We start from the raw sequence: 22,651 nt of genomic DNA, 5'->3' as shown, positions 1-22,651 counted from the left end.
GACCGGGAATCACCAGGTGCCCACGGTACGCGTGGTCAGCCCGATGCGTTCGCGCACCCCCGCCGCCACGCCCGGCGGCCGCGCCGCACCGGCCTGCCCGGAGCGGCGCGGACAGGCACCCGTACGGGGTCGTACGTGCGAGCTCCCGGACACGGCCGTACGGGTGACCCGCGCCCGCCCGAGTGCTCCAGCGCGCTGCCCGCCCCCGCTCACCGGCAGCTCCCCGTCAGCCCGCCCGGAAGGTGCGCAGGCGGAGGGAGTTGCCGACCACGAAGACCGACGAGAAGGCCATCGCCGCCCCCGCGATCATCGGGTTGAGCAGGCCGGCCGCGGCAAGCGGCAGGGCGGCGATGTTGTAGGCGAAGGCCCAGAACAGATTGGTCCGGATCGTGCCGAGGGTGCGGCGGGCAAGCCGGATCGCGTCCGCGGCGGCCCGCAGGTCGCCCCGTACGAGGGTCAGGTCGCCGGCCTCGATCGCCGCGTCCGTACCGGTGCCCATGGCCAGCCCGAGGTCGGCCTGGGCCAGCGCGGCGGCGTCGTTGACCCCGTCACCGACCATCGCGACCGAACGGCCCTCCGCTTGAAGACGCTTGATCACATCCACCTTGTCCTGCGGCAGCACCTCCGCGACGACGTCCTCCGGCGCGATCCCGACCTCGTGGGCGACGGACCGGGCCACCGCCTCGTTGTCACCGGTCAGCAGGACGGGCCGCAGCCCGAGCGTGCGCAGCCGGCGTATCGCCTCGGGGCTGGTCTCCTTCACGGCATCGGCGATCTCCAGCACCGCGCGCGCCTCGCCGTCCCAGGCCACCAGGACGGCGGTGCGCCCGGCCGCCTCGGCGGCCTCCCGGGCCCGACCCAGGTCCGCCGGCGGCTCCATCTCCCACTCCTTCAGCAGCCGCTCCCTGCCGACGAGCACCGCGTGGCCGTCCACGACTCCCTGGACGCCGAGTCCCGGCACATTGGCGAAGTCGTCCGGAGCAGGCAGGGTTCCCAGTTTCTCCAGCGCCCCGTCGGCGACGGCGCGGGCGATCGGATGCTCGGAGGAGTGCTCCAACGCGCCTGCCAGTCGCAGTACTTCGGCCTCGTCGGTGCCCGCGACCGGGTGCACGGCCAGCAGGGTCATCCGGCCGGTGGTGATCGTGCCGGTCTTGTCGAGGACGACGGTGTCGACGCGGCGGGTGGACTCCAGGACCTCGGGGCCCTTGATGAGGATGCCGAGCTGCGCGCCGCGCCCGGTGCCCACCATGAGCGCGGTCGGGGTGGCGAGGCCGAGGGCGCACGGGCAGGCGATGATCAGCACCGCGACGGCCGCGGTGAAGGCGGCGGTGAGTCCGGCACCGTTGCCCAGCCAGAAGCCCAGCGTGGCCAGCGCCAGCGCGATCACCGCCGGCACGAAGACCGCGGAGATCCGGTCCGCGAGCCGCTGCGCCGAGGCCTTCCCGTTCTGCGCGTCCTCCACCAGCCGCGCCATTCTGGCCAGTTGGGTGTCGGCGCCGACCCGGGTGGCCTCCACGACAAGACGTCCGCCCGCGTTCAGCGTGGCCCCGGTGACCGCGTCCCCGGCACCCACTTCGACGGGGACGGACTCGCCGGTGAGCATGGAGGCGTCCATCGCCGAGGTGCCCTCGACAACGGTACCGTCGGTCGCGATCTTCTCGCCCGGACGCACCAGGAAACGGTCGCCGACCGCCAACTCCTCGACGGGAAGCTTCTCTTCGTGCCCGTCCGGGCGCAGCACGGTGACGTCCTTCGCGCCCAGGTCCAGCAGTGCCCGCAGCGCCGCGCCCGCCTTCCGCTTGGCGCGCGCCTCGAAGTACCGCCCGGCCAGGAGGAACGCGGTGACCCCCGCGGCGGCCTCCAGATAGATGTTCCCGGCGCCGTCCGAACGGGTGATGGTCAGCTCGAAGGGGTGGGTCATGCCCGGGGTGCCCGCGGTGCCGAAGAAGAGTGCCCACAGGGACCACAGGAACGCCGCCGAGGTACCCACCGAGATCAGCGTGTCCATGGTGGCCGCGCCATGCCGCGCGTTGGTGAACGCGGCCCGGTGGAAGGGCCACGCCGCGTACGTCACGACGGGTGCCGCGAGTGTCAGGGACAGCCACTGCCAGTACTCGAACTGCAGGGCCGGGACCATCGCCATCGCCGCGACGGGCACCGACAGCACCACAGCCGTGACCAACCGCTCCCGTAGCGACCGGAGTTCGTCGGGGGCGGTTGGAGCCGGAGTGTCCTCGCCCGCGGGCAGCGTCGGCGGCGCGGGCTCCTGTGCCGTGTACCCGGTGGCCTCGACGGTGGCGATCAGGTCCTGAACGGTGACGCCTTCGCCGTGCGACACCCGGGCCTTCTCGGTGGCGTAGTTGACGGTGGCGGTGACCCCGTCCATCCGGTTGAGCTTCTTCTCGACCCGCGCTGCGCACGATGCGCAGGTCATCCCGCCGATGACCAGCACCACCTGTCCCTCGGCGGCCCCGGCACCGGTCTCTTCACCGGGGCCGGCTGTATGGACGGTCATGAGCGCTCCTGATGACGAGGGCCGGCCGGGACGTACCCGACGGCGGGTCGCAGTATACGGGCCGGGGGTATCCGCTCCCGCATGTTCAGGTATACCCCCCAGAGGTATGTGATTCAAGGGCCGTCCGGCCTTGAATCGGTACCCCCCAGGGGTATGGTGAGGTGTGTGGACACCGACCCGGAGCCGGACCGGACACGCTGTTCCCGAGGAGAGACGGCCATGCAGACCGGACTGAAGACCACCGCATTCGCCGCAGCCCTGGCCGCGACCTTCGGCGCGGCGTACGGTGTCGGCCAGGGGCTGGACCCGGTCGTCAAGGACAGCGCACCCGCCTCCGCGCACGACGAGCAGCACGCCCCCGCGTCATCCGCGCCGCATGAGCAGGACGGCCACAGCGGGCACGCGACCACCCCGGCGGGCGGCCTGCAGATCTCCGAGAACGGGTACACCCTCGATCTGCGGACCCCGAGGGCCGAGGCCGGCCATCGAGCCGGCCTGCGATTCACCGTCCGGGACGACCACGGGCGGGCGGTCACCGAGTACCAGCGCGAGCACGACAAGGAACTCCATCTCATCGTGGCCTCGCGCGACCTGCTCACCTACCGACATCTGCATCCCACGCGCGCCGCCGACGGCACCTGGAGCGCCCCGGTCGACCTGCTGAGGGCCGGCGGCTACCGGGTCTTCGCCGACTTCACCCCGGCGAAGAAGGGTGCCGAGAACGTCACCCTCGGCGCGGACCTCGCCGCCTCCGGCCCCTACCGGCCGCAGCGACTGCCCGAACCCCGCGACACGGCCCGCGTCGACGGCTACGAGGTCCGGCTGGACGGGACACTGCGACCGGGGCGGAGGACCGAACTGAACCTGGCCGTCTCCCGCGACGGCAAGCCGGTCACCGACCTCCAGCCCTACCTCGGCGCCTACGGCCATCTGGTGGCCCTGCGCTCCGGAGACCTGGCCTACCTGCACGTCCACCCGAACGGCGAACCCGGCGACGGCAGGACCGAGCCCGGTCCGGCGGTCTCCTTCACGGCCACGGCGCCCAGTGCCGGCACCTACCGGCTGTTCCTGGACTTCAAGCACGACGGAGTCGTCCACACCGCGGCGTTCACGGTCCGGGCGGGCACGCAGCCGGGGGCGGAAGCGGGAACGGACACGGAGACGAGGACTCCCGCACCGGGCGCACCGGGCGCACCGGACACCGGCACCTCGGATCATCCCGACGACGGCCAAGGTGCAGGCCACGGCCACTGAACCTCAGCCCAGGGCGCGGTCCAGATTGAACGCGGCGCTGATCAGCGAGAGATGCGTGAACGCCTGCGGAAAGTTGCCCTGCTGTTCCCCGCTGTGGCTGATCTCCTCGGCGTACAGGCCGAGATGGTTGGCGTACGTCAGCATCTTCTCGAAGGCGAGGGACGCCTCGTCGAGCCGGCCGGCCCGGGTCAGCGCCTCGACATACCAGAACGTGCAGATGGAGAACGTGCCCTCGTCGCCGTGCAGGCCATCCGGGCTCGTCCGCGGGTCGTACCGGTAGACCAGGGAGTCCGACACCAGGTCCTCGGTGAGGGAGTCCAGGGTGGACAGCCACTTCGGGTCGGTCGGCGCGATGAACTTCGCCAGCGGCATCATCAGTACCGCCGCATCCAACACATCGCCGTCCTCGTGCTGCACGAAGGCCCGGCGCGTATCGGACCAGCCATGGCTCATGATCCGCCGGTAGACGGTGTCGCGGCTCGCCTGCCAGTGGGGGAGGTCGGCGGGCAGCCCGCGCCGATGGGCCATGCGGATGGCCCGCTCGATCGCCACCCAGCACATCAGCCGTGAGTAAAGGAAGTTCTTGCGGCCGCCGCGCGTCTCCCAGATCCCCTCGTCGGGCTGGTCCCAGTGCGCGCACACCCAGTCCACCAGCGCGCACACATGGTCCCACTGCTCGCTGGAAATCGGCTCGGCCCATTTGTCGTACAGGTAGACGGAGTCGATCAACGCCCCGTAGATGTCGAGTTGCAACTGGTCGGACGCCGCGTTGCCGACCCGCACCGGCGCCGAGCCCCGGTACCCCTCCAGATGCCCGAGTTCGCGCTCGGACAGGTCGGTGCGGCCGTCGATGCCGTACATGATCTGCAGAGGGCCGGAAGGGCAGTCGGAGCCCGGGCTGATGTGCCGGGACACGAACCCCATGAACGCCTCGGCCTCCTCGGAGAAGCCCAGCCGCAGCAGCGCGTATACGCAGAAGGCCGCGTCCCGCACCCACACGTACCGGTAGTCCCAGTTGCGCTCCCCGCCGAGCTCCTCCGGCAGGCTCGTCGTGGGTGCCGCCACGATCGCCCCGGTCGGCGCGTAGGTGAGCAACTTCAGGGTGAGGGCGGAGCGGTGCACCATCTCCCGCCAGCGGCCGCGGTAGCGCGAGGAGGACAGCCAGCGCCGCCAGTACCGCACGGTCTCACAGAACTGGTCCTCCGCCTCCCGCTGCGCGCAGCGGCGGGGGACCACCTCACCGCCGACCTGGTCCAGGGCGAACACCGCCGTCTCGCCCTCGGCGAGCTTGAAGTCGGCCCACGCGTCCGGGCCGTCTGCCTCCAGGGGGACGGTCGAGGTGAGTGCGAGGGACAGCGCCTCGGAGGCGAACAGCGCCATGCCGTCGGTCAACCGCAGGGTGTGCGGCCGGGTGCCGTACTCGAATCTTGGAGCCGCCCGCATCCGGAAGGGCAGGGACCCGCGTACGCACACCACCCGCCGGATCAGTCGGTGTCGGCCCGACTCGGCCGACCCCCCGGCGAGGGGCATGAAGTCCTGCACCTCCCCCACGCCGTCCTCGGTGAAGAACCTGGTGATCAGGACGTTGGTGTCGGGGAAGTAGAACTGCCTGGTACGCGCCGGTACGGCCGCCGCCAGCTCGAAGCAGCCGCCGCGCTCGGCATCCAGGATCGCGGCGAACACGCTCGGCGCGTCGAAGTCCGGACAGCAGTACCAGTCGATGGTGCCGCCGGTCCCCACCAGCGCCGCACTGCGCAGGTCGCCGATCAGCCCGTGATCGGCGATCGGCACGTACCGGCGCCCGCCGAACGCACCCCGCTCCTCGGCCGTCCCGTCCATCACAGCCTCCCTGCTCCGGCCCGCGTCGCCGTACTGCGACCCGGCCCGCGTGGCCGCACTGCCAGCCTAGGCAGATCAGGCCGGCCCGGCAGTCCGTGGCGAGCGGTTACGCCACGACGACGCGCAGCCCCGCCTCCTCGAACCGGCGCACCGTCTCCGGAGGCGCCGCCGAGTCCGTGACCAAGGTGTCCACCGACTCGGCCGAGCAGATCCGGGCGAACGCCCGCCGGCCCAGCTTGCTGGAGTCGGCGGCCACGATCACCCGCTCGGCCCGCTCGCACAGCAGCCGGTTGATCGCCGCCTCCGCCTCGTCGTGTGCCGCCGCGCCGTGCGCGACATCGAAGGCGACGACACCGAGCACCGCCACGTCGAGCGTGATCTGCCCCAGCACACCGTCCGCGAGCGGCCCGACCAGCTCGTACGACTGGGCCCGCGCCACACCACCCGTCACCACGATCTTGAACTGCGGCCGCACGGCGAGTTCGCCCGCGATGTTGAGCGCGTTCGTCACCACGGTCAGCGCGGGCGACCCGGACGCGAGATCACCGCGCACCGCCAGCGCACGCGCCACCTCCGTGGTGGTCGTACCGCCGGTCAGCCCGACCGCCTCGCCCGGCGCGAGCAGATCAGCCACCGCCTGGGCGATGCGCTGCTTCTCGGAGGCGCGGCGCGCGGCCTTGTAACGCAACGGAAGCTCGTACGACACCCCGTGCGCCACCGCCCCGCCCCGGGTGCGTACCAGCATCTGCTGCCCGGCGAGCTGGTCGAAGTCCCGGCGGATCGTCGCGGCCGACACCGCCAGCTCGGCGGCGGTCTCGTCGACGTCCAACCGGCCCCGCTCGACGAGCAGTTCCAGCAGTGCCTGCCAGCGGGCGTCCCGCGACATCCGCCCTCCCGTCGTGCGGTTCCTGTCGTCCCAGGGCCTCGGACCTCGGACCTCCGGTCGTTCCGGGCCGGCTCGGGACGTCTTTGGATCTACGGCGACCCTAGCGCACCCCACTTCCGCTCGAATGCTTGATTATGCTCGAAACCTCACTCTATCTTGCAAGAACAATCACCGAGCAGGGTGGGGGCGGTCATGACGGATGTCGAGGACGAGCTGACGAGTCAGCCCGAGTGCTGGACGCGTGCCGCGACGCAGGCGGCCGAGCACACCAGGGCGCTCCCGGCACCGGGGGAGCGGGTCGCGGTCGTCGGCTGCGGCACCTCGTACTTCATGGCACAGGCGGTGGCGGCCCTGCGCGAGTCCGCGGGTCAGGGCGAGACGGACGCCTTCGCCGCCTCGGAGTTCCCGTACGGGCGTACCTACGACCATGTCGTCGCCCTCACCCGTTCCGGCACCACCACCGAAGTCCTCGGCCTGCTCGACCGGTTGAAGGGCGGCACCCGCACCACCGCCCTCACCGCCGACCCGGACACCCCCGTGATGTCGTCGGCGGACGAAGCCGTCGTACTCGACTACGCGGACGAACGCTCCGTCGTCCAGACCCGGTTCGCGACCACGGCACTCACCCTGCTCCGCGCCCATCTCGGCCTGCACCGCGACACGGCCGTCGAGGACGCGCGCACCGCGCTCGCGCGGCCGTTGCCCGAAGGGCTCGTGCACCGCACCCAGTTCACCTTCCTCGGCCGCGGCTGGACCGTGGGCCTCGCCAACGAGGCCGCGCTGAAGATGCGGGAGGCGGCGCTGGCGTGGACGGAGGCCTACCCGGCGATGGAGTACCGGCACGGCCCCATCAGCGTCACCACCCACTCCACGGCGACCTGGATGCTGGGCGACCCACCGGACGGCCTTGCCCAACAGGTGAGGGACACCGGCGCGTTGTGGATCCAGGGCACCCTCGATCCACTGGCCGAACTCGTCCGGGCCCAGCGTCTCGCCGTCGCCGTGGCGGCGGCCCGCGGTCTCGACCCCGACAGCCCCCGCCACCTCACCCGCTCCGTCGTCCTCGACTCCTGACACCGACCGCCGAAGGACAGGCCGTGCCCCTCACCACCACCGGCGAACTCGTCGGCCGCGCCGCCACGGCCGGATCGGCGGTCGCCTCGTTCAACGTCATCACGCTGGAACACATCGAAGCCGTCATCGCAGGCGCCGAGTCGGTCAACGCCCCCGTCGTCCTCCAAGTCAGCGAGAACGCGGTCAAGTTCCGCTACGGCCGCCTGCTGCCACTCGCCCGCGCCGCCGTCGCCGCAGCCGAACAGGCCTCCGTACCCGTCGCGTTGCACCTCGACCACGTCCAGAGCGACACCCTCCTGCGCCAGGCCCCGGACGCCGGCTTCGGCTCCGTGATGTACGACGCCGCCCGGCTGCCCTATGCCGAGAACCTCGCCGCCACCCGGGCTGCCGTCGACTGGGTGCACGCCCGGGGCCTGTGGATCGAGGCGGAACTGGGGGAGATCGGCGGCAAGGGCGGCAGGCCTCCGCTGGACGCCCACGCGCCCGGCGCCCGCACCGACCCCGACCAGGCCCGCGCCTTCGTCGCCGACTCGGGCGTGGACGCGCTCGCCGTCGCCGTCGGCACCACGCACGCGATGACCACCCGCACCGCCGCCCTCGACCACGCCCTCCTCGGACGACTGTCCGCCACCCTGGACGTCCCCCTCGTCCTGCACGGCTCCTCCGGCCTCCCGGACGCCGAACTCACCGCTGCCGTCGGATCGGGCATCGCCAAGGTGAACATCGGAACGGCGCTGAACATCGCCATGACCGGCGCCATCCGGGACTTCCTCGCCGCCCGCCCCGAAGCGGTCGACTCCCGCGGCTACCTGACGGTGGGCCGCGAGGCGATGACCCGCGCAGTGGCGGACATCATCGGGACACTCACGGCACCCTGACCCCCTGCCGTCTCGGCCCACCGGCCTGCCCCGCCGAATCGCCACCGCATCGCCCCACGGACGCGCCCCGCCGACCAGGAACCCCTCTGGTCGGCGGCCCGACGGCCGAAGGCCCTACGCGCCGCCGCCCGGCCTCCCGACGTTCTACTCCTTCACGGCCCTCAGGACGACGAACTTCGGGTCGCTCGCGACCACTTCGCTGTTCCCGAACAGCCGTCGCAGCTTCACGTGGTAGCCCAGATGCCGGTTGCCGACGACCCACAGCTCGCCACCCGGGCGCAGGGCGCGCCGGGCGCCGGTGAACATGCGCCAGGCGGTGGCGTCGCTGGTCGCCTGGTGGGAGTGGAACGGCGGGTTGTTGAGCACCAGGTCGACACTGGAGTCCGGTACGCCCGTCAGTCCGTCGCCGGCCCGGAACTCGCCATGCCCCGGTACGCCGTTGGCCCGGTACGTGGCCTGCGCGGACGCCACCGCCTGGAACGACTCGTCCACGAACAGCACCTCGGCCCGCGGGTCGGCCAGCGCCACCGCCGTACCGACGACGCCGTTGCCGCACCCGAGGTCCACCACCCGAAGGCCCGGCCGCTCCGACGGCGGCTGCGGCAGATGCTGGAGGAAGAACCGGGTGCCGATGTCGAGCCGGTCCGCGCAGAAGACCCCGGCGTGGTTGACGACGGTCCGGCCGGAGACCGTGCCGATGCCGTCGGGCAGCCGATAGCTGTACGGCCAGGGGCCGGCGGGACGCACCAGTGCCGGGTCCGGTGTGCAGAGGATCAGCCGTGCCTTCTTCTCGGCGAGGGAGGTCCGGGTGGGGCCGATGATCCGCTCGAAGAGGTTCAGCGTCGAGGTGTGGATCTCCTTCACCATGCCGGTGCCGACGACGACCGTGTCGGCGTGCACCGCGGGCGCCAGCCGCAGCAGCTGGTCCTCCAGCAGCGCCAGGCTCTTGGGCACCCGCACCAGCAGCACGTCGATCCGGCCCGGCGGCGGGTCCTGCGTGGTGAGCAGCGGGACCGTACCCGGCTCGACACCGGCCCGTGCCAGGTTCGCGCGGGTGGCCTCCTGCCCCAGCCAGGAGTCGGTGATCTGCGTCGGCCGGTACGCGGCGAGCGCCGTGACGAGCGCCCCCCACCGGTCCCCGACGACCACGACCGTGCCGTCCAGCGACACCTCTTCCCGGTGGATATGCCCGAGCAGGTACTCGTCGGAGGCGTCCCAGGCGCGCAGCCTGTCGCGGGGATCCTCGGGGAAGCGGGCCAGGAACGGCGCACCCCACGCAGTCGTCATACGGTCGTTCATCGTGCGACCAGGCTAGCCGAGCCCCAGCTCGGACCGTGCCGGGCAGGAGGAGCCGTCGGGCAGGATGGATTCCATGGACGGCGAACTCTTCCCCCGGCCCCGCGCCGAGGTCGCGCCCGGCGCGGTGCATGTGCCGGACTGGCTGGACGCCCGGACACAGCGCACCCTGCTCGACGCGTGCCGCGCGTGGGCCCGCCCGCCCGCCGGCCTGCGCACGGTCCGCACACCGGGCGGCGGCACGATGACCGCCCGGCAGGTGTGCCTGGGCCGGCACTGGTACCCGTACGGCTACGCACGCACCGTCGTCGACGGCGACGGCACCCCGGTCAAGCCGTTCCCCGCCCGCCTCGGCGAACTGGGCCACCGCGCGGTGACCGACGCGCTCGGCACGGACGCGGCGCCGGCGGGGACCGCGTACGACATCGCCCTGATCAACTTCTACGACGGCGACGCCCGCATGGGCATGCACCGTGACGGCGACGAGGAGAGCGACGCGCCCGTGGTGTCGCTGAGCCTCGGCGACACCTGTGTCTTCCGCTTCGGCAACCCGGAGACCCGCACCCGCCCCTACACGGACGTCGAGCTGCGCAGCGGTGACCTTTTCGTCTTCGGCGGGCCGTCCCGGCCGGCGTACCACGGAGTCCCGCGCGTCCACGCGGGCACGGCGCCACCGGAACTGGGACTGACAGGGAGGCTGAACATCACACTCCGGGTCAGCGGCCGGTAACCGGACGCGGTCGCGATCATGGGAGACTCGCCCTCATGAGCGGGAAGGCGGACCCCCGGCCGACGGGGGAAGGAACCACCTCGAGGACGCGGCTGGACCGGGGACGCGGTGCGCTCGGGCCCGCGTTGGAGCTCGTGCACACCGGGCGTGCGCCGACCCGCGCGGTGCTCACCGCGGAGCTGGGCGTGACGCGGGCGACGGCCGGCGCGGTCGCCGCCGAACTAGAGGCGCTCGGCCTGATCCGGGTCGACGCCCGGCCCGGCGCGGCAGCCGGCTCGCAGGGCCGCCCCTCGCACCGGCTCTCGGTCGCCGAGGACGGTCCGGTGGCGCTGGCCGCGCAGGTGCACGCCGACGGCTTCCGGGCCGCCCTGGTCGGCCTCGGCGGCCGGATCGTGGCCACCGCCCCCGGATGCGAGGTCGTCGACGCCGACCCGGCGAAGGTGCTCGGCTCCGTCGTCGCGGCCGGCGCCGACCTGCTCCGGGTGACCGGACGCCGATGTGTCGGAGCGGGGCTCGCCGTACCGTCCGCGATGGCCGAACCCGAAGGGCTGGCCCTCAACCCGATGCACCTGGCGTGGCCCGCGGGAGCCCCGGTCCGGGAGATCTTCGCCGAGCAGGTGCGTGCCGCCGGCCTCGACGGCCCGGCCTTCGCGGGGAACGACGTCAACCTCGCCGCCCTCGCCGAACACCGGCACGGTGCCGGGCGTGGCGCGCGCGACCTGCTGTGCGTGGCCACCGGCCACCGGGGTGTCGGCGGCGCGCTGGTGCTCGACGGCCGCCTGCACACCGGCAGTTCCGGTCTCGCCCTGGAGGTCGGCCACGTCGCCGTCAACCCCGGCGGCCGCCCCTGCCATTGCGGCAGCCGGGGCTGTCTGGACGTGGAGGCGGACCCGCTGGCCTTTCTCACCGCGGCCGGACGCGAACCCGGCCCCGAGGTGTCCCTCCTGAAACAGGCCGACACGCTGATCCGCGAGCACTACGACGACCCTGCCGTCCGCTCCGCCGTAGCCACCCTTATCGACCGCCTGGGCCTGGGCCTCGCCGGCCTGGTGAACATCCTGAACCCGGACAGGATCATCCTCGGCGGCCTGCACGGCATCCTCCTGGACGCCGCCCCCGACCGGCTGCGCGCCGTCGTCGCCGACCGCAGCCTGTGGGGCCGCAGCGGTGGCGTCCCCATCCTGGCGTGCACTCTGGCTCACAACAGCCTGGCCGGCGCCGCCGAACTCGCCTGGCAGCCGGTCCTGGACGACCCGCTGGGGGCCCTGGCGTAACAGGCAGGCGGGAGGCGAATGCCCGTGCCGACAGGCGCACCCTGCGCCGACCGTCGCACAATGACCCACGACGTACGAACGGGCTGCACGCGCGGGCCGTGGGAACAGGTTGTGCGAACCGGCCCAGGGGTACGTCCCCGACCGACCGACAGAAAGCCGAGGTCATGACCGACAAGCTCACCGTGAGCGTCCTGGGCACCGGCATCATGGGCGCGGGGATGGCCCGCAACCTCGCCCGTGCCGGCCACACCGTCCGTGCCTGGAACCGCACCCGCGCCAAGGCCGACCCGCTCGCGGCCGACGGCGTGCACATCGCCGGCACCCCCGCCGAGGCGGTCGAGTCCGCCGACATCGTCCTGACCATGCTGTACGACGGTTCCGCCACCCTGGAGACGATGCGGCTGGCCGCACCCGCGCTGCGGCGCGGAAGCGTCTGGGCGCAGTCCACCACCGCCGGTCTCGAGGGTGTCGCCGAGCTGGCCGGCTTCGCGCGCGAGCACGGCCTGCTCTTCTACGACGCCCCGGTGCTGGGGACCCGTCAGCCGGCCGAGGCCGGACAGCTGACCGTGCTTGCCGCCGGGCCGGCCGAGGGCCGGGACGCGGTGACGCCGGTGTTCGACGCCGTCGGCGCCCGCACCGTGTGGACCGGGGAGGACGGAGCGGCCGGCAGCGCGACCCGCCTCAAGCTGGTGGCCAACAGCTGGGTCCTCGCGGTCACGTCGGCGGTGGGTGAAACCCTCGCCCTGGCCAAGGCACTGGACGTCGAGCCCGACGGTTTCTTCGACCTCATCGCCGATGGCCCGCTCGACATGGGCTACCTCCGCGCCAAGGCGGGGCTGATCCTCGACGGGCCGCTGTCCCCGGCCCAGTTCGCCGTGAACACCGCCGCCAAGGACGCCCGTCTGATCGTCCGGGCCGGCGAACAGCACGGTGTACGCCTGGACGTAGCCACCGCCGGCGCCGAGCGCATGGAACGCGCCGCCGCCCAGGGCCACGGCGACGAGGACATGGCCGCCGCCTACTACGCCAGCTTCGACGAGCCCTCCGTCTGAACGGCCGCCCCGGTCGCCCGCACCGCTGCCCTCAGCGGCCGCCGCATTCCCTTCCGAGCACCTGTACGCAACGTCCGGGGACCTGTCCGAAGAACCTCCGAGGAGTCCGTAGTGTCCAAGCCCCCGCTGCCGCCCGAGGCCGACGCCCTGCTGAGCCGCCCCAACCCCTGTGTCATGGCCACTCTCCGCTCCGACGGCGCACCCGTCTCCACGCCCACCTGGTACGTGTGGGAGGACGGTCGCGTGCTGATCAGCCTGGACGAGGGCCGGGTGCGCCTGAAGCACCTGCGCCGCGATCCGCGCGTCACCCTCACGGTGCTGGCCGGTGGCGACTGGTACACCCACGTCACCCTCATCGGCCGCGTCGTCGAGCTGAAGGACGACGAAGGACTGGCTGACATCGACCGCCTCTCCCGGCACTACACCGGCAATCCGTACCCGGACCGGGTGCGGGCGCGGGTCAGCGCCTGGATCGAGGTCGAACGCTGGCACGGCTGGGGCGCGATGAAGGACAGTGACCAGCCGTCCACCTGAGCCTCGGCTGCCCGGAACGGGCCCATCCTCAGGGCTGCCCCCATGGCGTCCCGGGGAACCGGCTCCCAGGGACGCCATGGGGGCAGCCGCTGCACTGTACGTACCAGTAGGTACAGCAGTCGAGGTGGAGGGGAGCAGGCGTCGCCGTCCCGCGCACTCCCCCTGGGGTACGCACAGTGCCGCTGGCCGTACGACGCCCCGGCATCGTTGCAGCACAACGAGGAAGCACGACGCTTCGCACGACGACGACAACAAATCGGCGCGGCACGCCCCCGGGGCCACCTCCCCAAGACCACCTCCCCAAGACCACCGCCTCGGAGACCACCGGCTCACCCCCCTGCGCGTTCCTCGGCTGGGTGCTCGTCGCGGCCTCCGACGGTGCGAGCGACAGCAGCTTCGTTTTCGCGATGCCGCCGCTGCAACTCGCCGTGGTGGCGCTGGTGGGTCTTGCGGCCGGAGCCCTGGTGGTGCTGCGCACGGCCCGGCGTGCGGCCCGCATGGACGTACCGCGGGCGGTCGCCGCCGAGTGAGGACCCCCCGTACCGGAGGAGGTCACCGCCCGGTCAGCCGACAACGGCGGACCGGGCGGGAGCGGGTTCGGTCCGGCGGTCCTCGACGGCGTGCTCGACGAGCGTGACCTCCGCGAACCGGCGCACGGCGTGCTCACCGGTGGTAATCCGCGGATAGTGGTCCCAGTCCGCGACGGGAGCCGCGGACGGCGCCGGCAGCGTGAACCACACGACCTTGCCGGACTCGCCGTCCGGCAGGGCGCCCCAGCTCTCGCTCATCGCGGCCACCATCGCGAGCCCGCGCCCACAGGTGGCGAGCGGAGCGGCGTCCCCGACGACCGGCAGCCGCGGGTCGTGGTCGCGCACCGAGACCTTGAGCCGGTCGAGCAGCACCTCCAGCTCGACCTTGCAGGTCTTGTCGGGCTGGGCGTGCCGGTGGACGTTGGACAACAGCTCCGTCACACCGAGCGAGGCCCGGTCTATCAAAGGGTCCATATGCCAGTAGCGCAATTGCGCAGATACGATTCTGCGGACCTGGCCGATCCGCGACGGCAGAGCCTGGAGCTCCACCGTGCAGTGTCTGCTTGGGTGAGTGATCACAGCTGCGACTCCCCGGTGTCAGGTCCGGACAGACGTCCGGAAGAACACGGAGTACGGATCCAGCAGGGTGCCTGCGTGACATGGCCGCCTGCTGTCGTGGCCGGCGGGCTGGTTCGCAGCGTTATCGCCGGTAAACCCAGAGTGACGTGAGAACAGCGTGACGCAGGGCCTGGGGCGGCGCAACTCGCGGGCATCTCAGGCGCCGCGCCCCGATGCCCGGCGTACGGCCTCGATGAAGCGGCGCGCCGCGGGCGGCCCCGGCTCGCCCGGCGCCGGGTCGTGGTCCCCCAGGGTCAGCAGGTAGCGGTGGCCGTTGAGGTCGGCCAGGGCGCGGCCCCCTGGGGCGAACCAGGGCCGGGAGGCGCGCACGGCCTGCACCGGCGCGCTGTCGATCTCGCTTCCGTAGCTGGTGAGCAGCTCGAGCCTGCCGTCGCTGATCCGTACCTGTCCGGCCCGGGTGAGCGACCGCAGCCGCCTGCCGATCCGCACGCCCCTGGCCGTGAACTCCAGCTCGGCCATGCCACCCGCCCCCTTGTGCGCGTCGGTGTACCGGACCGTGCTCCGCGGGCCGGCTCATGTCCTGATCCAGTGTGCTCTCGTCCGGGACCTTGCTCCGCGGGAAGTCTGCCCGCCCCCGCCGTTGAGCACCAGTACGCACGCTCCCCTTCCGGGGGCGTCCGAAGCACTCGCGCGAATGCGCCCCCGCCGCCGTGTGTCGGAAGGTGGCGCCGAGGTGGGGTCCAGGGCTTCCTTTGAGCCCCCCAAAGGGACGTTTATGCAGATGGGAGATGGTCCGCAGGGTTCTATGATCGGTGCGTCGGCCGCGCGGGACGCCGTCGGCGCGCTCAGCGTAAGGAGCCCTGTCGTGAGCATTCCCCAGCAGTCTCCACAGCCCCAGCAAGCCCCGGATGGCACCACCCTCGACGCCGATCACAGCGACCCCGGCTACCGCGACTGGCTGAAAGAAGCCGTGCGCAGGGTCCAGGCCGACGCCAACCGGTCGGCCGACACCCACCTGCTGCGCTACCCGCTGCCCGAGCGGTGGGGCGTGCACCTCTACCTCAAGGACGAGTCGACGCACCCGACCGGCAGCCTCAAGCACAGGCTCGCCCGCTCGCTCTTCCTCTACGGACTGTGTAATGGCTGGATCCGTCCGGGCCGCCCGGTGATCGAGGCATCCAGTGGCTCGACCGCCGTGTCCGAGGCGTACTTCGCGAAGCTGATCGGGGTGCCCTTCATCGCCGTCATGCCACGCACGACGAGCGCCGAGAAGTGCCGCCTGATCGAGTTCCACGGCGGCCGGTGCCACTTCGTGGACGACCCGCGCACCATGTACGAGGCGTCGGCCGCCCTCGCGGCGGAGACCGGCGGCCACTACATGGACCAGTTCACCTACGCCGAACGCGCCACGGACTGGCGGGGAAACAACAACATCGCCGAATCCACCTTCCGCCAGTTGAAGTTGGAGCCCCATCCGGAGCCCGCCTGGATCGTCGCCACGGCCGGCACCGGCGGCACCTCGGCGACCCTCGCCCGCTACGTCCGCTACATGCAGTACGACACCCGCATCTGCGTCGCCGACCCCGAGAACTCCTGCTTCTTCGAGGGCTGGACCACCGGCGATCCGGACGTCACCTGCGACCGGGACTCCCGCATCGAGGGCATCGGCCGGCCCCGGATGGAACCGAGCTTCGTGCCCGGCGCGATCGACCGGATGATGAAGGTCCCCGACGCGGCAGCCATCGCCGCCGTACGATTCCTGGAGCAGGCGATCGGCCGCAAGGCGGGCGGCTCCACCGGCACCGGGCTGTGGAGCGCGCTGAAGATCGTCGCGGAGATGGTGGCCGAGGGGCGGCAGGGGAGCGTGGTGACGCTGCTGTGCGACCCGGGGGACCGCTACCTCGACAAGTACTACTCGGACGCCTGGCTGGCCGACCAGGGCCTGGACATCGCTCCGTACACGGCGACGATCGAAACGCTGCTGCGGACAGGAACCTGGCCGGACTGACGGCGACCGCCGCGCGCGTACGGTCGCGTGACCCCGTGATGTCGGGTGACTTCTGGCCGAAGAGCCGAAGAGTTGAGAAACCGGGAGCCGAGCCGGAGCCCGAGTTCCTGGGGCCCGGTCAGACGCCCGAGGGTTCCGCCGACTCCTCGGGCTCGCCCGCCACGACCAGCCGCGGCAGGTGCTCAGAGATCTCGTCGCGGGCCTCGGCCGGCAGTCCGGAGTCCGTCACCAGCGTGTCCACCTGGTCCAGGGAAGCGAACGAACTCAGGCCCACCGTGCCCCACTTGGTGTGGTCGGCGACCACGACCACCCGCCGCGCCGACTGCACCAGTCGCCGGTTCGTCTCGGCCTCGGCGAGGTTCGGCGTCGACAGCCCGGCCTCGATCGATATCCCGTGTACACCGAGGAACAGCAGATCGAAGTGGAGCACCGCGATCGCCTGGTCGGCCACCGGCCCCACCAGTGAGTCGGACGGCGTGCGCACACCGCCGGTCAGGACGACCGTGGCCGCGCCCTGCCGGGGGCCCGAGGTGCGCTGCGCCGCGTGGAAGACGTCCGCCACTCGCACCGAGTTGGTGACCACGGTGAGGTCGGGCACGTCGAGCAGTTGACCGGCCAGCGCGTATGTCGTCGTACCGCCCGAGAGGGCGATCGCCGCACCCGGCGAGACCAGTTCGGCCGCCGCTCGCGCGATGTCGTCCTTCGCGCTCAGCTCCAGACCGGACTTGGCCTCGAAGCCGGGTTCATGGGTGCTGGCCTCGACCAGCGGGACCGCGCCGCCGTGCACCTTCTCCAGCACGCCCTGCCGGGCGAGGGCGTCGAGGTCGCGGCGGACCGTCATGTCCGACACGCCGAGCTTGCGGGTCAGTTCGTTGACCCGGACTCCGCCGCGCCGCCGGACCTCGTCGAGGATCAGGGTGCGCCGCTGCTCCGCGAGGAGGTTCTGATTCTCGCTCACGTACGCTCCGGTCCTTTCGCCGCCAAGCCGTCCGACACACCCCGCGCACCCGGTCCGACTGGCGCGTTCCTTCCGCCAGTGCGTCGGCGTCCCATCCTCGCATGCCGGGGCAAGGGCGGCGCACCCAATATTCGTCGCGTACATGTCATTATTGTCTCGTGGGTTGCGCGTTCGGCACCCGGATCGGGGAGATTCCGTGAGGAGAGGTGTCAGCCGCTCCGGCAGGGGAAAACCTGTTGCCCGCACGGACGGATCCGACGGCGTGTCACGGGGGAAGTGCGAAGCAGTGGAACGTGCGCAGGAAGGCAGACCGGCCGAGCGGGCCGAGAGCATGGACGGCCCCGCCGAGCGGCCGAAGGACTCGGGAACCGCCCTGGAACTCCTGGTCCACGGCGTGGGCGGCGCCACCCCACAGGACATGCTGAACGATCCGCGCACCGTGCGGATCGCCGGCGACGACATCGCCGCCATATTCCGGCGCGCCGACGACGTGCAGGCGGAGCGCCTGCCCGCCGGCCACCGGGACGGACCGGTCCCCGAGGCCTACGTCTGGTGCAACCTCACCTCCGGGAACGGCACCCGTGCCCTGTGGCTGTTGCTGCTGCCCTTCATGGTGGTCAACCTCGCCCACTGGATGCGCCCGGCGGCCCGAGGCCGCAGACGGCTCACCCGGCTGTACGGACTGCTGGTGCGGCTGGCCGGACTGAGTCTGACGGTGCTGCTCGTCGCGGCGGCGTGCGAGGTCGCCCTCGACCTGGCGGCCTGGCAGTGCGCGGGCACGCAGGCGTGCGCCGACCGGCACTCCTGGCTCGGCTTCCTCTCGCCCGAGGCATCGGACGACGGCTGGTGGAGCGAGCCGGGCCGCCGGCTCGGCCTCGCCGCCCTGGTGCCCACCGCCCTGACCGGGCTGCTGTGGTACCTGTCCCTGCGCACCTGGAGCGCGTACGAGTCCCAGCAGCCGATGTCCCACGAGCCCGAGACCGAGCCCGAGGACGGCGGCCCCACCGCCCTGGGCCGGCCCGGTTTCTGGTACGGCCGTCGCCTGGTCGCCCGGCTTCGTGCCGCGCACACCGCCGCCGGACTGCTCACCGTCGCCTTCGCGCTCGCCCCCGCGGCCGCCCGGTACGACCGCGCACCGGGCGGATCCGCGGCACTGGCCCTCCTCGGCCCACTCGTGCAAGCGACCCTGATCGCCGCCGCGGCCGTCGTGGTGTGGGTGGTCTGCCGCCGCGGCCGCACCGACCGCCGTCTGGACGACGCCCTCGACGCACACCTGCTGCGCCTGCTGCCCCTCGCCGCGCTCCTCCTGCTCGCCCTCACTCTGGTGTACACCGGATGGCGACGCCCCGGCTGGGAATCGACGGGCCGGCTGCCCGGCGACATGACCTTCGACGCGATCGCCCTCGTCCAGGGCCTGCTCGTGACCGTCCTCGCCGGTGTCGCCCACGCCCTGCACCGCAGCGCCCCCGACCGGCGCGCCGCCATGCGGGGCCTGGCCGGACCGGCCGTCGCGATGCTGGCCTGCGCGCTGGGCGGCGTGATGTCCGGCGGCGTGGCCCAGCGCGTCTCCGACTGGCTGGACGGCACCGGGGTGTCGATCCCCGGGCCGCCGGTGGTCCTGACCTGGCAGGCGACCGTGATCCCGCCGCTGCTCGTCCTGATCCTCGGGCTCTGCTGCTGGCTGGCCCGGCGGGCCTGGCACATCGCCCGCGACGAGCGCGCCGCCGTGGCACGTGAGTTCCCGGGCGAAACCGGCGACCCCGCCCGCACCCGGCGGATCGCCAACGCCCGCGCCATGGCCTCCCTCACCGACCGGGGACCCCGCATCGTCGCCGTCACCTCCGCCGCGACCCTGCTGCTGGGCGCGGGCGCCCTCGTCGGCGCGCTGGCCACCGACCGCACGCCGGGCGAGGCCGCCCAGGGCACCTACGCCGTCGCCCACGGCGCCGCCGAGACGGCGCAGGCGCTGGGCTCCTGGCTGATCGGACTCGGCTTCGTACTGTTCGTCACCTGGGGCCGACGCGCCTACAAGGACGCCTCCGCGCGGCGCACGATCGGTATCCTGTGGGACGTCGGCACCTTCTGGCCGCGCGCCGCCCACCCCTTCGCCCCGCCCTGCTACGCCGAACGCGCCGTGCCCGACCTGACCTGGCGGATCGAGACCTGGACGCGGGCCACCGGCGGACGCCTGGTGCTCTCCGGCCACTCCCAGGGCAGCGTCCTCGCCGCCGCGGCGGCCTGGCAGCTCACCCCGTCCACCCGGGGGCGCGTCGCCCTGCTCACCTACGGATCCCCGCTGGAGCGGCTGTACGGCCGCTGGTTCCCCGCCCACTTCGGACCGGACGCGCTCGGCGCGCTGCACCAGGACGTCGACTGCTGGCGCAACCTCCACCGCCGCACCGACCCCATCGGCGGCCCGGTGCGGCTGTCCGGCGACCGCGGCCCCGAGGTGGACCGTCCCCCGCTCAAGGACCCGCTGGCGTACGGCCGCACCGAGAGCCATCCACTGCCCGCGCCGATCCTCGGCCACTCCGACTATCAGGCGGACCCGGCCTTCGCCGAGGAACGCCGGCGGCTGCTCGCCCGGCTGCGGCCGGACGTCCCGGCACCGCGCTGCACGGGAGACCCCGACGACGGCCTCCGCACCGGCACGGAGGCGCCCACCGCGTGAGGGGCGAGTCGCGACGCGTGCGGTGCCGTCCGGGTCAGGGCAGTTCGGGCAGGTCGTCGGCGAAGAGCAGGGTCAGGTCGTCCGTGCTCGGCTCCGGCAGCTGGGCGACCCGGCTCGCGTGCCGTTCCACCATCGCCTCGAACGTCTGCCGCGCCGTACGGCCGTTGCCGAAGGCGGGGCCCTTGGGGATCTCCGTGAAGTACTTCAGCAGGCCCTCCGAGGCACCCGGCGCCAGCCGGTACTCGTGCTCCTCGGCCTGCTGCTCCACGATCCGCAACAGCTCACCGGCCCCGTAGTCGCCGAAGGTGATGGTCCGTGAGAAACGGGACGCCACACCCGGGTTGACGGACAGGAACCGCTCCATCTCGGCCGTGTACCCCGCGACGATCACCACGACCGCCTCCCGGTGGTCCTCCATCAGCTTCACGAGCGTGTCGATGGCCTCCTTGCCGAAGTCACGCCCGGAGTCCTCGGGGGAGAGCGCGTACGCCTCGTCGATGAACAGCACGCCGCCGCGCGCCTTCTCGAACGCCTCCTGGGTACGGATCGCCGTCGAGCCGATGTGCTCGCCGACCAGGTCGACACGCGAGACCTCGACCAGATGCCCCTTCTCCAGTACGTCGAGGGAGGCGAGGATCTCGCCGTACAGCCGCGCGACCGTGGTCTTGCCGGTGCCCGGGGAACCCGTGAAGACGAGGTGACGCTTGACGGACGCGGCCTTCAGCCCCGCCTGCTGCCGGCGCCGGCCCACCTCGATCATGTCCGTGAGGGCCCGCACCTCCCGCTTGACGCTCTCCAGGCCCACCAGCGCGTCGAGTTCGCCGAGCACGGTCTTCGACGGGCGCAGTTCCTTCTCCGGCTCGGTCACCGACTCGGGCGGCGTCCGCTCGGCCGGCTGCCCGGGGACGGCGCCGAGCAGGCCCAGGGAGTGGCTCGTGGTCTGCAGGGCCGGCTCCGGTGCCGCCGGCGACGCGAGACTGCCGCTCTCGTCGCTGGCGCAGTCCTCCACCACCGGGCCCCCCGCGCCGGGAGCCGCGCCGCTCTCGGCGAACTCGTACCCACCGCGCGCGCAGCGTTCCGTGCGGCACTTCCGCAGCGTCGTCCGGCTGCCGTCTATCACGTGGAAGCCGTAGCCGCCGCTGCCCGTGACCCGGCAATCGAGGAAGCTGCCGCGACCGCCGGCCGAGACGTAGACACCGGCCTCGGCGGGGGAGTCGATGGTGCAGCGCTCCACGGTCGGGTCGGCGCCCTTGGTGACGATCACGCCGGTCTGCATCCCGTCCAGGGTGCAGTTGTTGAGGGTTCCCCCGCTGCCGTGGTCCCGGAACCAGGCGCCCGTGGCCGCCTCCCGGATCCGGCAGTCGTCGAGCTGGGCGGTGGCGCCGTCGCTCACCGACACGGCGGTGTTGCGCACCTGCGACAGGTCGCTGTCGACCACGTCCGCGCGCGAACCGCGGTCGAGGACGAACAGGGCGTCCGGCACGTCGTGCACCCGGCAGGAGTCCAGGACGACGGTGGCACCGTCGCTCACCCACACCGCCGGATAGTCGCCGGTGCTGTCGAAGATCTCGCACTGATTGGCGTCCACGCGGGTGCCCGGGTCCCACACCGACAGGCCGTTGCGGCCGAACTGCCGCACGGTGGTGCGGGTCATGGTGAGCACGGAGCGGGACCGCAGATCGACCGCGTTCTCCGGGATGTCGTGGATACGGCAGTCGGCCAGCGTCAGCACGGCGTCGGTGTCGAGCGTGACCCCGTCGCCGGTGATGCGGTGCACATCGCAGTCGGTGAGGTGCGCGGTCGCCCGGCCGGTCACCTGGACACCGCTGCCCCGCACCTCGTAGACCTCGCAGCCCACCGCCTCGAGCGCCGAATTCTCCCCGGTCGCGGTCAGGCCCGAGCCCGCGGCATGGTGCACGCGGCAGCGCTCGAGGCGGGGACGGGCGCCCCCGCGCACCGCGACGCCCGCCTGCCCCGCGGCGACGACCTCACACTCCTCGAACACTCCGCCCCCGCCGTCGAGCACGGCTATGCCGACCCCCGCCGGGTTGTCGACCGTGCAACGGCGGACCGTCGGCCGGGCGCTGCCGCGCACCTCGATGCCGGCCGCGGACCGGGTGACCACCCGTATGTCCCGCAGCTCCGGCGTGCCGTCCTCGACCAGCAGGGCGGGCGCCGCCGCGTCCTGCCCCTCCACATGCAGGTCCTGGACCACCGCCGAAGCGCGTACGGTCAGCGGAACCCCGTCCAGGGGCGCGATGCGCACCGAGCCGGGCGAGCCCTCGGGACCGCGCAGGGTCACCGCCCGCTCCACGACGAGATTCTCCCGGTAGGTGCCCGGAGCGACGGTGAGGACGTCGCCTTCGGCCGCGGCCTCCAGGGCGGCGGCGAGCGACGCGTACTCACCTGTGCGGCGCCGCCACCGCGATGTGCCGGTGTGCGTCACCTGGACCGTGCCCTGTGCCATGGCGTAGCTGTGCCCCCACCTTGTTGTACGCGGGTTTGTCGTCGATTGCTTCGGCCGCTCCACCGTAGCGTGCGCACGGCCGCCGGATTGACCAGAGGTGGAAGGC

General features: G+C 72.6%; 17 protein-coding genes and 1 pseudogene. 10 read left to right on the top strand and 8 right to left on the bottom strand.

The window, feature by feature from the left end; genetic code table 11:
* Window positions 1-226 precede the first annotated feature (226 nt).
* Window positions 227-2,515: a heavy metal translocating P-type ATPase gene (locus tag ACFPZI_RS16755; RefSeq protein WP_381363802.1), complete on the bottom strand. Its 2,289-nt coding sequence runs from the start codon at window positions 2,513-2,515 to the stop codon at window positions 227-229.
* A 219-nt stretch (window positions 2,516-2,734) separates the two neighbouring features.
* On the opposite strand from ACFPZI_RS16755, the gene ACFPZI_RS16750 reads away from it, so the two are divergent.
* Window positions 2,735-3,769, top strand: coding sequence for a hypothetical protein (locus ACFPZI_RS16750; protein WP_381363801.1), 1,035 nt, complete (start codon window positions 2,735-2,737; stop codon window positions 3,767-3,769).
* A gap of 3 nt (window positions 3,770-3,772) precedes the next feature.
* Here ACFPZI_RS16750 and ACFPZI_RS16745 read toward each other — a convergent pair whose 3' ends face one another.
* On the bottom strand, window positions 3,773-5,608 hold the full coding sequence (locus tag ACFPZI_RS16745; protein WP_381363800.1) for a glycoside hydrolase family 15 protein: 1,836 nt from the start codon (window positions 5,606-5,608) through the stop codon (window positions 3,773-3,775).
* Window positions 5,609-5,714: 106 nt separating this feature from the next.
* Window positions 5,715-6,494: a DeoR/GlpR family DNA-binding transcription regulator gene (locus ACFPZI_RS16740; RefSeq protein ID WP_381363798.1), complete on the bottom strand. Its 780-nt coding sequence runs from the start codon at window positions 6,492-6,494 to the stop codon at window positions 5,715-5,717.
* Between the two features lie 192 nt (window positions 6,495-6,686).
* Here ACFPZI_RS16740 and ACFPZI_RS16735 point away from each other — a divergent pair, with 192 nt between their 5' ends.
* Window positions 6,687-7,568, top strand: a complete 882-nt coding sequence (locus ACFPZI_RS16735) for an SIS domain-containing protein (protein WP_381363796.1) — start codon at window positions 6,687-6,689, stop codon at window positions 7,566-7,568.
* A 23-nt stretch (window positions 7,569-7,591) separates the two neighbouring features.
* Window positions 7,592-8,446: a class II fructose-bisphosphate aldolase gene (locus tag ACFPZI_RS16730; RefSeq protein WP_381363795.1), complete on the top strand. Its 855-nt coding sequence runs from the start codon at window positions 7,592-7,594 to the stop codon at window positions 8,444-8,446.
* 144 nt (window positions 8,447-8,590) lie between these two features.
* Here the strand turns inward: ACFPZI_RS16730 and ACFPZI_RS16725 are convergent, their stop codons facing one another.
* Window positions 8,591-9,733 carry a methyltransferase gene (locus ACFPZI_RS16725; RefSeq protein ID WP_381363793.1) on the bottom strand — a complete coding sequence of 381 codons (1,143 nt, stop codon included), beginning with the start codon at window positions 9,731-9,733 and terminating at the stop codon, window positions 8,591-8,593.
* Between the two features lie 85 nt (window positions 9,734-9,818).
* Here ACFPZI_RS16725 and ACFPZI_RS16720 point away from each other — a divergent pair, with 85 nt between their 5' ends.
* The 5 genes and pseudogenes from ACFPZI_RS16720 to ACFPZI_RS16700 form a co-directional block, all read left to right on the top strand.
* A complete protein-coding gene (locus ACFPZI_RS16720) occupies window positions 9,819-10,472 on the top strand; it encodes an alpha-ketoglutarate-dependent dioxygenase AlkB family protein (RefSeq protein WP_381364093.1) in 654 nt (217 codons plus the stop codon).
* Between the two features lie 35 nt (window positions 10,473-10,507).
* A complete protein-coding gene (locus tag ACFPZI_RS16715; protein WP_381363791.1) occupies window positions 10,508-11,746 on the top strand; it encodes an ROK family protein in 1,239 nt (412 codons plus the stop codon).
* 164 nt (window positions 11,747-11,910) lie between these two features.
* Window positions 11,911-12,798, top strand: coding sequence for an NAD(P)-dependent oxidoreductase (locus tag ACFPZI_RS16710; RefSeq protein ID WP_381363789.1), 888 nt, complete (start codon window positions 11,911-11,913; stop codon window positions 12,796-12,798).
* Window positions 12,799-12,909: 111 nt separating this feature from the next.
* Entirely contained in the window at window positions 12,910-13,332 is a 423-nt protein-coding gene (locus ACFPZI_RS16705; protein WP_381363788.1) for a PPOX class F420-dependent oxidoreductase, read from the top strand.
* A 341-nt stretch (window positions 13,333-13,673) separates the two neighbouring features.
* Window positions 13,674-13,862, top strand: a pseudogene (locus ACFPZI_RS16700) (hypothetical protein); the annotation flags it as partial.
* Between the two features lie 33 nt (window positions 13,863-13,895).
* Here the strand turns inward: ACFPZI_RS16700 and ACFPZI_RS16695 are convergent.
* Complete coding sequence (locus tag ACFPZI_RS16695; RefSeq protein WP_381363786.1) at window positions 13,896-14,441, bottom strand: ATP-binding protein; 546 nt, start codon at window positions 14,439-14,441, stop codon at window positions 13,896-13,898.
* A gap of 195 nt (window positions 14,442-14,636) precedes the next feature.
* Window positions 14,637-14,960, bottom strand: coding sequence for a hypothetical protein (locus ACFPZI_RS16690; RefSeq protein WP_381363784.1), 324 nt, complete (start codon window positions 14,958-14,960; stop codon window positions 14,637-14,639).
* Between the two features lie 346 nt (window positions 14,961-15,306).
* On the opposite strand from ACFPZI_RS16690, the gene cds1 reads away from it, so the two are divergent.
* Complete coding sequence (gene cds1 / locus ACFPZI_RS16685; protein ID WP_381363782.1) at window positions 15,307-16,449, top strand: L-cysteine desulfhydrase Cds1; 1,143 nt, start codon at window positions 15,307-15,309, stop codon at window positions 16,447-16,449.
* Window positions 16,450-16,567: 118 nt separating this feature from the next.
* Here cds1 and ACFPZI_RS16680 read toward each other — a convergent pair whose 3' ends face one another.
* Window positions 16,568-17,407: a DeoR/GlpR family DNA-binding transcription regulator gene (locus ACFPZI_RS16680; RefSeq protein WP_381363781.1), complete on the bottom strand. Its 840-nt coding sequence runs from the start codon at window positions 17,405-17,407 to the stop codon at window positions 16,568-16,570.
* A 331-nt stretch (window positions 17,408-17,738) separates the two neighbouring features.
* Here ACFPZI_RS16680 and ACFPZI_RS16675 point away from each other — a divergent pair, with 331 nt between their 5' ends.
* Window positions 17,739-20,078: a hypothetical protein gene (locus ACFPZI_RS16675; RefSeq protein ID WP_381364091.1), complete on the top strand. Its 2,340-nt coding sequence runs from the start codon at window positions 17,739-17,741 to the stop codon at window positions 20,076-20,078.
* Window positions 20,079-20,112: 34 nt separating this feature from the next.
* Here the strand turns inward: ACFPZI_RS16675 and ACFPZI_RS16670 are convergent, their stop codons facing one another.
* The gene (locus tag ACFPZI_RS16670) at window positions 20,113-22,545 is read right to left on the bottom strand and encodes a right-handed parallel beta-helix repeat-containing protein (protein ID WP_381363779.1); all 2,433 of its coding nucleotides are present in this window, start codon (window positions 22,543-22,545) and stop codon (window positions 20,113-20,115) included.
* Between the last annotated feature and the right edge of the window lie 106 nt (window positions 22,546-22,651).

The sequence above is a fragment of the Streptomyces chlorus genome (assembly GCF_042655885.1).
Classification (GTDB): Bacteria; Actinomycetota; Actinomycetes; order Streptomycetales; family Streptomycetaceae; genus Streptomyces; species Streptomyces chlorus.
The sequence above is the reverse complement of the archived record's forward strand: the minus strand, read 5'-3'. Positions and strand labels throughout refer to the sequence as shown.

Bases quoted from the DNA above. Each gene is read 5' to 3' on its own strand.
- ACFPZI_RS16755 (WP_381363802.1), bottom strand. From the start codon at position 2,515: ATGACCGTCCATACAGCCGGCCCCGGTGAAGAGACCGGTGCCGGGGCC.
- ACFPZI_RS16750 (WP_381363801.1), top strand. From the start codon at position 2,735: ATGCAGACCGGACTGAAGACCACCGCATTCGCCGCAGCCCTGGCCGCG.
- ACFPZI_RS16745 (WP_381363800.1), bottom strand. From the start codon at position 5,608: ATGGACGGGACGGCCGAGGAGCGGGGTGCGTTCGGCGGGCGCCGGTAC.
- ACFPZI_RS16740 (WP_381363798.1), bottom strand. From the start codon at position 6,494: ATGTCGCGGGACGCCCGCTGGCAGGCACTGCTGGAACTGCTCGTCGAG.
- ACFPZI_RS16735 (WP_381363796.1), top strand. From the start codon at position 6,687: ATGACGGATGTCGAGGACGAGCTGACGAGTCAGCCCGAGTGCTGGACG.
- ACFPZI_RS16725 (WP_381363793.1), bottom strand. From the start codon at position 9,733: ATGACGACTGCGTGGGGTGCGCCGTTCCTGGCCCGCTTCCCCGAGGAT.
- ACFPZI_RS16720 (WP_381364093.1), top strand. From the start codon at position 9,819: ATGGACGGCGAACTCTTCCCCCGGCCCCGCGCCGAGGTCGCGCCCGGC.
- ACFPZI_RS16715 (WP_381363791.1), top strand. From the start codon at position 10,508: ATGAGCGGGAAGGCGGACCCCCGGCCGACGGGGGAAGGAACCACCTCG.
- ACFPZI_RS16710 (WP_381363789.1), top strand. From the start codon at position 11,911: ATGACCGACAAGCTCACCGTGAGCGTCCTGGGCACCGGCATCATGGGC.
- ACFPZI_RS16690 (WP_381363784.1), bottom strand. From the start codon at position 14,960: ATGGCCGAGCTGGAGTTCACGGCCAGGGGCGTGCGGATCGGCAGGCGG.
- ACFPZI_RS16675 (WP_381364091.1), top strand. From the start codon at position 17,739: ATGGACGGCCCCGCCGAGCGGCCGAAGGACTCGGGAACCGCCCTGGAA.
- ACFPZI_RS16670 (WP_381363779.1), bottom strand. From the start codon at position 22,545: ATGGCACAGGGCACGGTCCAGGTGACGCACACCGGCACATCGCGGTGG.